This window comes from Enterobacter cloacae complex sp. HYC042_NIDB (assembly GCF_056673315.1).
In genome coordinates this window covers 1,245,882-1,259,918 of the sequence record NZ_CP109650.1, presented here as the reverse complement: position 1 = coordinate 1,259,918, position 14,037 = coordinate 1,245,882, and the positions used below count along the sequence as shown (strand labels likewise).

Sequence of the window (14,037 nt, the reverse complement as noted above, 5' to 3'; positions counted from 1 at the left end):
CATTATGGGGATCCGTCATTTCAAGGAATAAACGCTATGACAAGACGTTACCTGAAAATTTTACTGGTGGGGAGCCTCTTCACCCTTAGTGCCTGTGCACAGCAAACCGAAGTCCGCCAGATGAAACAAAGCGTGAATACGCTCAACACGGCGATGGACAAACTGAACAAAGAAACGGTGAAGATCACCCAGCAAAACGCGCTGAACGCTAAATCCACCAGCGGAGTATATCTGCTGCCAGGAGCGAATACGCCTGCCCTGCTTAATAGCCAGATTGGCACGCTGAAGATGTCTCTGGTGAATGTGGCGGCGAATGCGGATGGTACGCGCGCAACATTACGTATTCACGGTGAGTCCAACGATCCGCTGCCCGCCTTCAGCGGCACCGTAGAGTGGGGCCAGATCCAGGGCACCACGGAGAGCTACCAGGAGGTGAACGTGAAGAACCAGCTGTTCACCGCTCCGGCCAGCGTGTTAGCGCCCAGCGATGTGGATATTCCACTTCAGCTAAGCGGACTTACGCCTGAGCAGTTAGGCTTTATCCGCATTCACGACATCCAACCTGCCGCGCAGTAATCCCTTCCTTTTGAGCGGAGTGAAATGTCACTCCGCTAACATTTACATTTCGTATGGATTGGCAACAGAAATGATTGCCGCTACAATCCCGGCCGTTTAAAGTACGCAAACGTGAACGCAATCGATTACGCGTGTGAGAGATATGTGAAACAACACATATTTTTGTGAGCAGGGATTCCTATAATAGGCACCGCAGAAACACGAAATATTTAGAAACGCAATTCGCGCATTTTTCACTCCCGGAAGGGAATTTCAATCAGTGGCATGATTATGAAAAAAACATTACTCGCAGCCGGTGCAGTTCTGGCACTGTCCTCCTCTTTCACTGTTAACGCAGCGGAAAACGAGAAACCACAATACCTCTCCGACTGGTGGCACCAGAGCGTTAACGTGGTAGGCAGCTACCACACCCGTTTCGGACCGCAGATCCGCAACGATACCTACCTGGAATATGAAGCGTTCGCCAAGAAAGACTGGTTTGATTTCTACGGCTATATGGATGCGCCTGTGTTCTTCGGTGGTAACACCGATGCGAAAGGTATCTGGAACCACGGTTCCCCACTGTTCATGGAGATTGAACCGCGCTTCTCCATCGACAAACTGACCGGTACCAGCCTGGCGTTTGGTCCGTTCAAAGAGTGGTACTTCGCGAACAACTACATCTACGACATGGGCCGCAATAAGTCCGGTCGTCAGAGCACCTGGTATATGGGTCTGGGTACTGACATTGACACCGGCCTGCCAATGAGCCTATCCCTGAACGTGTATGCAAAATACCAGTGGCAGAACTACGGCGCAGCGAATGAAAACGAGTGGGACGGCTACCGTTTCAAAGTGAAATACTTCGTGCCAATTACCCAGCTGTGGGGCGGTAATCTGAGCTACATCGGTTTCACTAACTTTGACTGGGGCTCAGACCTGGGCGACGACGATTTCCGTGACCTGAACGGCAAGAAAGCGCGTACCAACGATTCCATCGCCTCCAGCCACATCCTGGCGCTGAACTACGATCACTGGCACTACTCTGTTGTTGCGCGTTACTGGCACAACGGTGGCCAGTGGAACGACGATGCGAGCCTGAACTTCGGTAACGGCGACTTTAGCGTCCGCTCTACCGGCTGGGGTGGTTACCTGGTCGTGGGTTACAACTTCTAATCCGTGCGGGATTGTGCGGGCTGGTGCCCTCACCCCTTCCCTCTCCCATGGGAGAGGGTGCAAACACAAAAAACGGCAACATCGTTGCCGTTTTGCTTTTACCTCGCCACCCGGCTTTTTACTGCTTCACCTTGCGCAAAAAATCCGCCAAAGACCTGTCCGCACTCTCACTGAACCGCCTCTCCGTCATTACAACATTGAGACACCGGTCGAGCCGGAAACAGCGGTAGTCATCGCGCCGTTCACACCATGCCGCCAGCAGCCAGCGCTCCCCCCAGAAGAATAACCCCAGCGGCTGTACCTCACGTTTTGAGAGTAGCCCGGCTTCATCACGATAATGCAGCGCCAATACGCGCTGAGCGGAAATCGCCTGGTGAATCATGTCAAAATCGCTGCGGGAGTGGCTTTGCATGCAAAAATCCGGGGCGTAGATCCGCGTCTGCTCCGCCTTTCTGCGGCTCTCCTCGGGCAGAATAGCCAGCACCTTCTCCTGGGCCGACTCCAGCTCGCGCGACAGCGATTCACCTCCCCAGGTTTTGAGCAGGCGAATCGCGACCATCAGCGCTTCGGATTCCTTATTTGTCAGCATCAGCGGCGGCAGGTCAAAACCCGACATCAGCCGATATCCGCTTCCCGCCTCGCCTTCCACCGGCACGCCGGAAAGCGACAGGTCGCGGATATCGCGGTAGACCGTGCGCTCGGACACGCCAAGCCGGTCCGCCAGATGCGCTGCCGTTGTCAGACGCCTGCCCCGCAGGATCTGCACAATCTGAAACAAACGGTCAGCGCGTCGGGTCATAACGTCATTCGCTCTCAGGCAGGTTGATGAAGGCCGACGCGGTTACCCTCGCTGTCGGTAAACAGTGCGATAGTGCCGATACCATGCGGCAGCTCCAGCGGGCCAAACACGCACTCGCCGCCCGCAGAGGCGATGCGATCGAGCGTGGCCGCCAGATTGTCAGTATGCAGGTAAATAATAGCGCCCTGCAAAGAGGGCGTAACGCCGTCAAATTTTGCCAGCGCTCCTCCGGTGGCGGGATCCTCATGCGGGAAAACCGCCAGCTCGGCAATGTCCATTTTCTCGCGACGCAGCGCGAGCTGCATCACCGGCTCATAAAATTTGATGGCACGATCCATATCCGAAACCGGAATTTCAAACCAGTTAATTACGCTTTTCATACATCCTCCTGCCTGTTGTTTGGGTTCAGAAGGAGTCTACGGCAGGGCTCCTGACAGCATACTGTCAGGAGTGTTTGTCAGGAGCAGATAAAAAAAATCCCGGTCAACAGACCGGGATTCAGATAACGCGCTAAACGTCGCCTTACGGCAGAATGGACGGCTGATCCGCCCCTTCTTTCTCAACCTTCTGCTGGAGCAGGTGCTCACGCTTCATGCCAAGTTTCAGTGCCAGAGCGGACGCCACGTAAATAGACGACGCCGTACCGATGGAGACACCGATCAGCATGGTCAGCGAGAAGCCTTCCAGCACCGGGCCACCGAAGAGGAACAGCATCAGGATCACCATCAGGGTAGTACCAGAGGTGATCAAGGTACGATGCAGCGTCTGGGTCAACGACACGTTAAAGATTTCGTACGGCGTGCCGCGACGGATCTTACGGAAGTTTTCACGGATACGGTCAGATACCACGATACTGTCGTTCAGTGAGTAACCGATTACGGACATCAGGGATGCCACGATGGTCAGGTCAATCTCAATGTGGAACAGAGACAGTATGCCCATGGTGATCACCACGTCGTGCGCCAGGGCGATAACCACACCGGCCGCCAGTCGCCACTCGAAGCGGAAACCGACGTACACCAGGATGGAGATCAGCGCCACCAGCAGCGCCATGGCGCCGGTTTGCGCCAGGTCCGCACCCACGCTCGGGCCGACGAACTCAATACGCTTGACCGCCGCGCTCTGGCTGGTGGTCTCGTTAATGACCTGTACGACCTTGCTACCCAGCTCCTGGCTGCCGTTGGCATCGTGCACCGGCGGCATACGCACCATGATGTCGCGGCTGCTGCCGAAGTTCTGCAGCAGCGGCTCTTCAAAGCCCGCTTTCTGCAGCGATTCGCGCATCTGGTCCATATCGACCGGTTTTTCCAGGGAGATCTCGATGACCGTACCACCGGTGAAATCGAGACCCCAGTTAAAGCCCTTCACGCCCATAATGACGATGGACAAAATCAGCAGTAAACCTGAAATGCCGAAGGCCCAGTAGTCCCAGCGCATAAAGTCCCAGACTTTACGGCCATGGTTCAATTGTTCAACAGTATATTCCTGTGCCACAACGCACTCCTCAGATAGACAGCTTTTTGACGCGCTTGCCGCCGTACAGCAGGTTCACGATGGCACGGGTGCCGACAATAGCGGTAAACATTGACGTTGCGACACCGATACCGGTGGTAATCGCAAAGCCTTTGATCGCGCCAGTACCCACTGCATACAGGATAAGAACCTTGATCAGTGTTGTTACGTTCGCATCGAAGATAGAGCTGAACGCGCCTTTATAACCTTCGTCAATCGCCTGCTGGACAGAGCGACCGTTGCTCAACTCTTCTTTGATACGTTCGTTAATCAGTACGTTGGCGTCGACCGCCACCGCAAGGGTCAGAACGATACCCGCAATCCCCGGCATGGTCAGCGTCGCCCCCGGCAGCAGGGACATAATGCCGATGATCAGCACCAGGTTTGCGATCAGCGCGGAGGTCGCAATCAGACCGAACTTCTTATAGAAGAAGATCATGAAGAGGATAGAGACCGCCAGACCGGCCAGACACGCTTCCAGACCCTGCTGGATGTTTTGCATACCCAGAGTTGGACCAATGGTACGTTCTTCAACAATCTGAATTGGCGCAATCAGCGCACCGGCACGCAGCAGCAGCGAGAGCTGACGCGCTTCGTTCGGGTTACTAATACCGGTAATACGGAAGCTGTTACCCAGACGAGACTGGATGTTGGCGATGTTAATCACCTCTTCCTCTTTCACCAGCACCGCACGGCCGTTTGCATCTTTCTTACCGCTGTCTTTGTACTCCACGAACAGGGTCGCCATCGGTTTGCCGATGTTGTCCTTGGTGAAGTTAGACATGATGTTACCACCCGCGCTATCCAGCGAGATGTTAACCTGCGGCTGGTTGTACTCATCCTGGCTTGAAGTGGAGTCGGTGATGTGGTCACCGGTCAGGATCACGCGCTTGTACAGCACAACCGGCTGACCTTCACGGGTCTGTTTCACTTCGGAGTCACCCGGAATACGGCCAGACGCCGCGGCAGACTGATCGACATTGGAGTTCACCAGACGGAATTCCAGCGTCGCGGTCGCACCGAGGATCTCTTTCGCACGCGCGGTATCCTGGATACCCGGCAGTTCAACCACGATACGGTCAGCACCCTGACGCTGTACCAGCGGCTCAGCCACGCCCAGCTGGTTTACACGGTTACGCAGAATGTTGATGTTCTGCTGAACGGCATATTCACGCGCTTCTTTCAGACGCGCATCGGTCATCACCGCGCGCAGCTGGTTGCTGCCCTGAGAGGTGATCACCAGGTCACGGTGACGTTGGGTCAGGTAATCTACAGCCTGATCGCGCGCCGCGCTGTCGCGGAACGTGATGCTCATGCCGTAGTTATCTTCTTTACGCACGGTAGTGTATGGGATGCCTTTGTTGCGCAGATCGCTGCGCAGGCTGTCGATATTCTGTTCCTGCAGCTTGCCGAGCGCGGTATCCATATCCACTTCCATCAGGAAGTGAACGCCGCCACGCAGGTCAAGACCCAGCTTCATTGGCTCTGCGTTCAGCGCAGCCAGCCAGCGAGGGGTTGCAGGAGCAAGGTTAAGCGCCACGACATATTTGTCACCCAGCACGCCCATCAGCGCTTCGCGAGCGCGGAGCTGCGTGTCGGTGGTGTCGAAGCGAGCAAGAATTGCACCCTCTTCCAGAGCCACAGACTTAGCGGTAATTTTTTCTTCTTGTAACGTTTTCTGGACCTGGATCAGCGTTTGCTCACTGGCGGCGACACCGCGCGCGCCAGTGATTTGAACGGCCGGATCCTCACCATACAGGTTGGGAAGCGCGTACAGCAGGCCGACGATAATCACGACGACCAGCATGATGTACTTCCACAAAGGATAACGGTTTAACACGGCAGTTCCCTTTGGGAAAAGTTGGGATTACAGCGCCTTCATGGTGCCTTTCGGCAGAACGGCAGCTACGAAGTCACGTTTGATAACCACTTCAGTGGTGTCGTTCAGGGCGATAGCAATGTAGCCGCTTTCAGCCACTTTGGTTACGCGGCCGACCAGACCACCGTTGGTCAGCACTTCATCGCCTTTCGCGATGGAGTCCATCAGCTTTTTGTGCTCTTTGGTACGCTTCTGCTGTGGGCGCAGGATCATGAAGTAGAAGATCAGACCGAACACAACCAGCATCAGGATCAGAGACATCGGGCTGCCCTGCGCCGGAGCACCTGTTGCCGCTACCGCATCAGAAATAAAAAAGATCATTCAAATTCCCTCATTATTAATATTAATCAACGTTCAACGGTGGAACATCCCGCCCCTGACGTTGGTAAAAATCGGTCACGAAGCTCTCTAATTTACCCTCTTCGATAGCCTTGCGTAAACCAGACATTAAGCGCTGATAGTAGCGAAGATTATGAATCGTATTGAGACGCGCGCCCAAAATCTCATTACAACGATCGAGATGATGCAGATACGCGCGAGAATAATTGCGACAGGTATAGCAATCGCACTCGGAATCGAGCGGGCTGGTGTCACTCTTATGCTTCGCGTTACGGATTTTCACCACGCCATCGGTAACGAACAGATGACCGTTACGCGCGTTGCGGGTTGGCATCACGCAGTCGAACATATCAATGCCGCGACGTACGCCTTCCACCAGATCTTCGGGTTTACCCACCCCCATCAGGTATCGTGGTTTATCCGCCGGGATTTGCGGGCAGACGTGCTCCAGAATGCGGTGCATGTCTTCCTTCGGCTCACCCACAGCCAAACCGCCGACAGCGTAGCCATCAAAACCTATCTCTACCAGACCTTTAACAGAGATATCGCGTAAATCTTCGTAAACGCTGCCCTGAATGATGCCGAACAGCGCATTTTTGTTCTGCAGGGAGTCAAAACGGTCGCGGCTGCGCTTCGCCCAGCGCAGAGACATCTCCATAGAGCGTTTCGCGTAGTCCCAGTCTGCCGGGTACGGCGTACATTCGTCGAAGATCATCACGATGTCGGAGCCGAGATCGTACTGAATCTCCATCGACTTTTCCGGATCGAGGAAAATCGGGTCGCCGTTGATCGGGTTACGGAAGTGTACGCCCTGCTCGGTGATCTTGCGGATATCGCCCAGGCTGAAGACCTGGAAGCCGCCGGAGTCGGTCAGGATCGGGCCTTTCCACTGCATAAAATCGTGCAGATCGCCGTGGAGCTTCATGATCTCCTGACCTGGACGCAGCCACAGGTGGAAGGTATTGCCGAGGATAATCTGTGCGCCCGTGGCTTCAACTTCTTCCGGCGTCATCCCTTTTACGGTGCCGTACGTGCCCACAGGCATAAACGCGGGGGTTTCCACCACGCCGCGATCAAACACCAGGCGACCGCGACGCGCGCGGCCATCGGTGGTATCGAGTTCAAATTTCATTTTTTCTCCGACGTCAGAAAAACAGTCCAACGTTGTCATACGGTGCCGCGGACTTATTCCCCGACACGCTCATTCAAAGCCAGCGGATTGTACGTGATAAACATCGCGTCCCCGTAGCTAAAAAAGCGATATTTTTGTTCTACCGCAGACTTGTACGCATTCATCGTATGCTGATAACCCGCAAACGCAGAGACCAGCATAATCAGCGTCGATTCAGGCAGATGGAAGTTGGTCACCAGCGCGTCAATCACTTTGTACTGATAGCCCGGGTAGATAAAGATCTGCGTATCGCCAAAGAACGGCTCGATAAGATCGCGCTTTGCAGCCTGCGCGGCGCTTTCCAGTGAACGCACGGACGTCGTACCGACGGCCACGACGCGGCTACCGCGCGCTTTCGCCGCCAGCACCGCGTCCACCACATCCTGCGGCACTTCGGCATACTCGGAGTGCATGATGTGGTCTTCAATGCTGTCCACGCGCACCGGCTGGAAGGTGCCCGCGCCAACGTGCAGCGTCACAAACGCCATCTCAACGCCCTTCGCGCGCAGCTTTTCCAGCAGCGGTTCATCAAAGTGCAGACCTGCGGTTGGCGCCGCGACCGCGCCAGGCTTCTGGCTGTAGACGGTCTGGTACAGCTCGCGGTCGGCCTCTTCGTCCGGGCGCTCAATGTACGGCGGCAGCGGCATATGGCCGATGGCGTTCAGGATATCGAGCACCGTGCGCTCGTCGTCGAACGCCACCTCGAACAGCGCGTCGTGGCGCGCGGTCATGGTCGCCTTGATGCTTTCGTCATCACCCAGCAGCAGCTCCGCGCCCGGCTTCGGCGCTTTGGAAGCGCGAATATGTGCCAGAATACGTTTATCATCGAGCATACGTTCGACCAGCACTTCAATCTTGCCGCCGCTGGCCTTACGGCCAAACAGGCGCGCCGGGATCACGCGGGTATTGTTAAAGACCAGCAGATCGCCAGGGTTGAGCTTGTCGAGCAAATCGGTGAAAGTACCGTGCGTCAGCTCGCCCGTTGGCCCATCCAGTGACAGTAAGCGACAGCTGCTGCGCTCAGGCATGGGATAGTGAGCAATCAGGGATTCAGGTAGTTCAAAGGAGAAATCGGCGACGCGCATGACGTATACTCGTGACTTAAAAACAGGCGGCATAGTCTAGTGCTCACACCCTTTTGCTGCAACAACTAGCCGCCACTGGACAAATAAAACGCATGAATTTTCTCGCTCACCTGCATCTCGCTCACCTCGCTGACAGCTCCCTTTCCGGCAATTTGCTGGCCGATTTCGTGCGCGGCAACCCCGCTGAAGCGTATTCTCCCGAGGTTGTCGACGGGATTTTTATGCACCGCCGCATTGATGTCATCACTGATAATCTGCCCGAGGTGACGGAAGCGAAAGCGTGGTTTCGCCCTGAAACGCGCCGCGTTGCGCCGATCACGCTCGACGTGATGTGGGACCATTTCCTGTCTCGCCACTGGGAACAGCTCTCGCCGGAGATGCCGTTGCCGGCGTTTGTGCGCTACGCCCACCAGCAGGTGTCGATCATTCTGCCCGACTCGCCGCCGCGCTTTGTGAATCTGAATAACTACCTGTGGTCGGAACGCTGGCTGGAGCGCTATCGCGAGATGGACTTTATCCAGAATGTCTTGAATGGCATGGCGAGCCGTCGCCCGCGGCTGGATGCGCTGCGGGACTCCTGGTACGACCTGGATGAGCATTACGATGCGCTGGAGAGCCAATTCTGGCAGTTTTATCCGCGCATGATGGCGCAGGCGAAAAACAAGCAGCTCTGACAGCACGATCATTGATAGGTAAAAGCTGGCGGAACGATTGTCACCACCTCTTTGTCTTATCCACGAACACTCTCTATACTGGCTCGCGTTGCGTTCCAAATAACCTTAGTATCTACAGGAGAATCATATGGTTCTGGTAACTCGTCCGGCTCCGGATTTTACAGCTGCAGCAGTTCTGGGCAACGGTGAAATCGTTGAAAACTTCAACTTCAAACAGCACACCAACGGTAAAGCGACCGTTCTGTTCTTCTGGCCAATGGACTTCACTTTCGTTTGCCCGTCTGAGCTGATCGCGTTCGACAAACGTTATGAAGAATTCCAGAAGCGTGGCGTGGAAGTGGTTGGCGTCTCCTTCGACTCTGAATTTGTACACAACGCATGGCGTAACACCCCTGTCGAAAACGGCGGCATCGGTGCGGTGAAATACGCAATGGTTGCGGACATCAAACGCGAAATCCAGCAGGCTTACGGTATCGAACATCCGGACGCTGGCGTTGCGCTGCGCGGTTCCTTCCTGATCGACGCAAACGGCATCGTTCGTCACCAGGTTGTGAACGATCTGCCGCTGGGTCGTAACATCGACGAAATGCTGCGCATGGTTGACGCGCTGCAGTTCCACGAAGAGCACGGCGAAGTGTGCCCGGCTCAGTGGGAAAAAGGTAAAGAAGGTATGGCTGCGTCCCCAGACGGCGTTGCTAAATACCTGTCTGAGAACGTATCCAGCCTGTAATCGGCACGGTTTACGAAGAAGGCCCGCTTATGCGGGCCTTTTTTTATGCCTTACGCTGCGTCTCTCGCCAGATGCGCCAGGCCATTCCCGCCAGCAGAATTACGCCCGCAATTAGCACGCCCCACACCAGCAGCGCGTTCATCCGGCTCTCCCGCTCGGACGCAGAGGTAGCGGTCAGACGCCCCTCGCCGCCTAACGCGACATCATCCAGAATGTCGGCCTGCGGCAGGCGCTCCATATCATAGGTTTTGCGCAGATCGGCTGGGATCAGCATGTCAGGCTCCACGCTGGCAGGCTTTGCAGCGCCATTACCCCAGGCAAGCACGTACGGCGCTTTTCCCTGCGCGTTGAACACCAGATCATAGCGGTCACGATGCCCGGTGACGCCCGGCAGATATTCCGGCAGGCGCGCATTCAGCGTCGTGATTTTCACCGCCTGCACCAGGCCTCCGCTAAGCGAAACCGGTGGAGACGTTTTGCCCTCCAGACGGTAAAGCACCTCTTTTTTCAGGGGGTGCCATGTGTCTTTATCCGTACTCCGCCACGCTATCTCGACGGGAAGGACGCCGTCGCCATTCAGTAAAATGCTGATAGCACTCAGCGGCTGCGGCTGCGCCCAGTGCCACTGCGCTTCGCTTGTCGATAGCTGCTCCCCTACCCCCTCAAGAGCGATCGCGTCCGGCGTCGCCCGCGCAGGGGCGCTAATCGCGTTAACGCCGGTTAAGGTCACCCCCTGGCTCTGAGCATTCAGCACAACCAGGAGATAGCGATTCGTATCGGGAGACAAAACGATATCGGTATCGATCCGATCGAGCTTAAGACGATCCTGCCCGCTCATCACGTCCAGCAGCGGCATATCCTCGCGCAGGGTATACCAGCGCTTAAGATCCTCGCTGTAATAGACCGACGCCGTTCCCTGCCACGGCGCCTGAGGGGTATTCCAGAGCAGCTGCAGCTGGGACAGGGCAATCTCACCCGTAACCTGCTCCGGCAGGGTCAGCAGATAATGCTGCCCGGCTGCGGCGGCTTTTTGCCCCTCCAGCACAATCTCTACGCCGTTTCCGGAACGGAGCAGGATCTTATCGCTGCCCTCATCCCCACGCGCAGGCGCAAGCGGTGAGGCGTCCAGAGGAAAGAGGCGCAGCGCCGTGGATTGCGCTGCCACCTGCGGACGCGTCGCGGTGACCAGGCTGAAAGGAACCGGCTCGCCCGACTGGTTAAAGACGCGAACGTCATGCAGATCCGGCGACGTGCTCTGCGTATAGACAGCGAGCGGCAGCGTCACCCGATACCACTGGGAAGGAGCAGACGTATCCAGCGAGCGGCCAAAGGCATAGTCCCGGGGCGATTCCGTTTGTACCTCGTCGCAGAACGCCGGGCCTGCAAGCGCCAGCAGAGCGGTACAAGCTACCGCTTTCATCCATTTCATTTTTCATCTCCTGTTTTGGGCGGTAGCGGCGAGAAATACCCCACGATCAGCACCAGTATTGCCACGCCGATAAACGCCACCGCACGCGACAGACCGCCTCCACCCGCGCTGTCCACCAGCATCAGTTTAACCATCACCACGCCCAGCAGCGCGGCACCGCCAAGCCACTCCTGACGGGAAGCTCTACGGGTGGCGTGGACCATGATAACCAGCGCGCTCAGCATCCAGAACAGGGCAAACGAGGTCTGGATCAGCCGCGAATCCCACAGCGACGCCATATTCCAGGCCACGTCGCCGTACCAGGCCAGGGCGCGCATCAGCGCACCGTTAAGCCACCAGAAGCCAAACGCCATAATCGCGACGGCAGGCCACGGACGGGCCTGCAAGAGCTGCGTCGGGTAGTAGCGATCCACCGCCCGGTAAAAGACCACCAGCCCCAGCAGCGCGAACGCCGCGCCTTCTTCAAGCGGGTTCACCAGCGGCAGCCAGGTCTGACGATAAACCACGCCGTCCTGGAAATTGGTCACCACCAGCAATACCAGCAGCGCCGCGAGCACGGGGATCGGTGCTATGCACGCGTAGAGCGCGGGCCACTCCCGGAACGGCCACCCGCGACGGCGCACCGCCGCAGAGAGCGCCATAATCACCCCGCCGCCTGCGGCCATCGCCAGCCCGCTGCCCCAGGCCGCCATGCCCCACGGCAGCGACCGGGCAAACCAGTAAAGCTCCGCCGCCAGCGCCAGTAATATCATCCAGAACAGCGCCAGATGCAGCCCCATAGAGATGCGCGGCGCTAAACGGGCGCCGTCGCGCCGCAGCAGCATCAGCGCGGCGGGAAGCGCAATACCCCAGGCCAGATTTGACCAGCCGGCGGCGAACATCTGCTGGTGCGAGAGCTGATAGCCCACCATCACCAGCATCAGCGGCCACAGCAGCCATTTGCTGGCATCCAGCTCCCGCCACGCCAGACGAACGGCAGCCTGCCGCCAGCCCCAGACCGACGCCGCCGTCAGCGCCAGCACGCCTGCCAGAACAGGCAGTTCCTGCTTCAACACCAGCCGCGACGCGCCAAATAGCGCCACGAGCCAGAACAGCAGCCCGCCTGCCAGCAGCGCCCAGCTAACCGGCAGAAAGAGGTTCCGCCACAGCCAGGCCGCAGCCAGCCAGCAAAGGCTAAGGATGGCGAAGATAAGCAGCAGGCTCAGCGGCGTAACGCCGTTCATCTGCGCCCACAGCGCGCTGCCGAGCGCCAGCCCCAGCAGCGCCGTCCCGCTATAGCTCATGCGCCGCTGGTGCTGCTGCACGCCCAGCCAGAGGATGCCCAGCCCCTCCAGCGCCCAGGCCATCGCCGTCCACCGCGCGGAGAGCGCGAGCGGAATCGCAAGCGTGGCAAACCCGCCGCCGATCGCCAGCGCCGCCATCACCAGCGGTCGCCCGATGGACGGATAACGGCGCAGGGCAAGGAAAGCGAGGGCCAGATAAAATGCGCCGTATCCCAAAGCGCTCAGGGCCGGACCATATTCCCAGTGCCGGGTCATACCGTACTGCATCCCAAAGCCTATCAGCGGCGGGGCAAACAGCAGCACGCCGTCAATAATCTGCTTTCCTTTCTCCTGCGCCCGCAGCGACAGTGCCACGCTCAGCACGCCGAATATCAGCGTATTGGCAATCAGGAACAGCTGGCAGATCCAATAGTCTTCAGGCTGGTACTCCCTCAGCCCCCACAGGCCGCCCACGCCAAAGGTAAAGAGCAGCCCGAGCAGGTTGAGCTCGCGCCAGTGCTGCCAGATGCTGATGGCGAGAATGCCGATGGAAAGCAGGAGATAGAAGGAAAACAGCGCCACAAAGCTGCCGCCCCCGGTAGATAGCAGCAGCGGCGCAAGATACCCGCCGAGGCTCGCCAGCATGGCAAGGCTCAGCGCTTTCTGCAGCACGGCCAGCCCAACGCTCGCGGCGCAAATCACCACCAGTAGCGCAAAGGCCAGCGTCATCGGCAGCATCTGCCAGAGCCGGAAGGCGCCGAAGACCGTCAGGTAGAGAATGCCCGTCGCCCCGCCCTGTAAGATAAGCGCGTAGATCGGCTGCTTGTGCCGCAGCCGCCACCCAACCGCCAGCAGCACGATGGCAAACAGCGCCGTCGCCACCAGGCGCAGCTCAAGTGGGAACAGGGAGTGTTCAACGGTATAGCGCAGCAGGAAAGAGAGGCCGAGGAAGAGCAGCAGAATGCCAAGCTTCGCCAGGGGATTACCCTGCATAAACCAGCGCGTCAGCGACGTCACAATGCCGCCAAAGGCAGATGGCTGTTTAGCCGCAGGCGCAGGGGCCGGAGCGGGTTTTGCCTCGGCTGTAGGAATGTCGGGACGCCAGGGATCGACAGGCGCGGGCGCGTCCTCAGCCACCGGCGCGGTCACGACAGCCGGAGTGACCGCATGCACCTGTTCTGTCTCCGGCGCTACCTGAGCTGCGCCGCGCTGCTCAAGCACCTCAATGCGCTGGCGTAGCCGGGCGATCTCCTGCTGCGCCGCCGTGCTTCGATTAAACCCGATAACCGCAAGCACGGGGGCAACCAGCAGCGCAAAAACCAGGAATAAACAGCCAAGGATGTAAAGCTCGTCCATGTTTCCACCTTCACCGTAAACGATCCGTTAAGATTGACACAAATCGTTGCATTTGCGCCATCTTAAAAGG

General features: G+C 57.6%; 13 protein-coding genes. 4 read left to right on the top strand and 9 right to left on the bottom strand.

The genetic code is table 11. The features are described 5' to 3' along the window. The first annotated feature begins 36 nt into the window (after window positions 1–36). Both OKF39_RS05940 and OKF39_RS05935 read left to right on the top strand, forming a co-directional pair. Complete coding sequence (locus tag OKF39_RS05940) at window positions 37–576, top strand: SadB/YajI family lipoprotein (protein ID WP_028012147.1); 540 nt, start codon at window positions 37–39, stop codon at window positions 574–576. A 270-nt stretch (window positions 577–846) separates the two neighbouring features. Beyond that, window positions 847–1,731: a nucleoside-specific channel-forming protein Tsx gene (locus tag OKF39_RS05935; protein ID WP_028012146.1), complete on the top strand. Its 885-nt coding sequence runs from the start codon at window positions 847–849 to the stop codon at window positions 1,729–1,731. A gap of 118 nt (window positions 1,732–1,849) precedes the next feature. On the opposite strand, the gene OKF39_RS05930 is transcribed toward OKF39_RS05935, so the two are convergent. The 7 genes from OKF39_RS05930 to queA all read right to left on the bottom strand — a co-directional run bounded on the left by OKF39_RS05930 (window position 1,850) and on the right by queA (window position 8,516). Further along, the gene (locus OKF39_RS05930; RefSeq protein ID WP_028012145.1) at window positions 1,850–2,530 is read right to left on the bottom strand and encodes a helix-turn-helix transcriptional regulator; all 681 of its coding nucleotides are present in this window, start codon (window positions 2,528–2,530) and stop codon (window positions 1,850–1,852) included. Between the two features lie 14 nt (window positions 2,531–2,544). Beyond that, window positions 2,545–2,910, bottom strand: a complete 366-nt coding sequence (locus OKF39_RS05925) for a VOC family protein (protein WP_045259891.1) — start codon at window positions 2,908–2,910, stop codon at window positions 2,545–2,547. A 142-nt stretch (window positions 2,911–3,052) separates the two neighbouring features. Next, on the bottom strand, window positions 3,053–4,024 hold the full coding sequence (gene secF / locus OKF39_RS05920; RefSeq protein WP_047367602.1) for a protein translocase subunit SecF: 972 nt from the start codon (window positions 4,022–4,024) through the stop codon (window positions 3,053–3,055). A 10-nt stretch (window positions 4,025–4,034) separates the two neighbouring features. Beyond that, window positions 4,035–5,882 carry a protein translocase subunit SecD gene (secD, locus tag OKF39_RS05915; RefSeq protein ID WP_479983577.1) on the bottom strand — a complete coding sequence of 616 codons (1,848 nt, stop codon included), beginning with the start codon at window positions 5,880–5,882 and terminating at the stop codon, window positions 4,035–4,037. 27 nt (window positions 5,883–5,909) lie between these two features. Continuing rightward, entirely contained in the window at window positions 5,910–6,242 is a 333-nt protein-coding gene (yajC, locus tag OKF39_RS05910) for a preprotein translocase subunit YajC (RefSeq protein WP_479983576.1), read from the bottom strand. Window positions 6,243–6,264: 22 nt separating this feature from the next. After that, window positions 6,265–7,392, bottom strand: a complete 1,128-nt coding sequence (tgt, locus tag OKF39_RS05905; protein WP_045259930.1) for a tRNA guanosine(34) transglycosylase Tgt — start codon at window positions 7,390–7,392, stop codon at window positions 6,265–6,267. A gap of 53 nt (window positions 7,393–7,445) precedes the next feature. Further along, window positions 7,446–8,516 carry a tRNA preQ1(34) S-adenosylmethionine ribosyltransferase-isomerase QueA gene (gene queA, locus OKF39_RS05900; protein ID WP_047367601.1) on the bottom strand — a complete coding sequence of 357 codons (1,071 nt, stop codon included), beginning with the start codon at window positions 8,514–8,516 and terminating at the stop codon, window positions 7,446–7,448. 92 nt (window positions 8,517–8,608) lie between these two features. On the opposite strand from queA, the gene acpH reads away from it, so the two are divergent. Continuing rightward, window positions 8,609–9,190: an ACP phosphodiesterase gene (acpH, locus tag OKF39_RS05895; protein ID WP_041911095.1), complete on the top strand. Its 582-nt coding sequence runs from the start codon at window positions 8,609–8,611 to the stop codon at window positions 9,188–9,190. 127 nt (window positions 9,191–9,317) lie between these two features. Further along, window positions 9,318–9,920: a peroxiredoxin C gene (locus tag OKF39_RS05890; RefSeq protein WP_003859113.1), complete on the top strand. Its 603-nt coding sequence runs from the start codon at window positions 9,318–9,320 to the stop codon at window positions 9,918–9,920. A 43-nt stretch (window positions 9,921–9,963) separates the two neighbouring features. Here OKF39_RS05890 and OKF39_RS05885 read toward each other — a convergent pair whose 3' ends face one another. Next, on the bottom strand, window positions 9,964–11,349 hold the full coding sequence (locus tag OKF39_RS05885) for a DUF3999 domain-containing protein (protein ID WP_479983575.1): 1,386 nt from the start codon (window positions 11,347–11,349) through the stop codon (window positions 9,964–9,966). Next, complete coding sequence (locus OKF39_RS05880) at window positions 11,346–13,967, bottom strand: DUF2339 domain-containing protein (RefSeq protein ID WP_479983574.1); 2,622 nt, start codon at window positions 13,965–13,967, stop codon at window positions 11,346–11,348. The genes OKF39_RS05885 and OKF39_RS05880 overlap by 4 nt, the downstream gene beginning before the upstream one ends. Window positions 13,968–14,037: the final 70 nt, after the last annotated feature.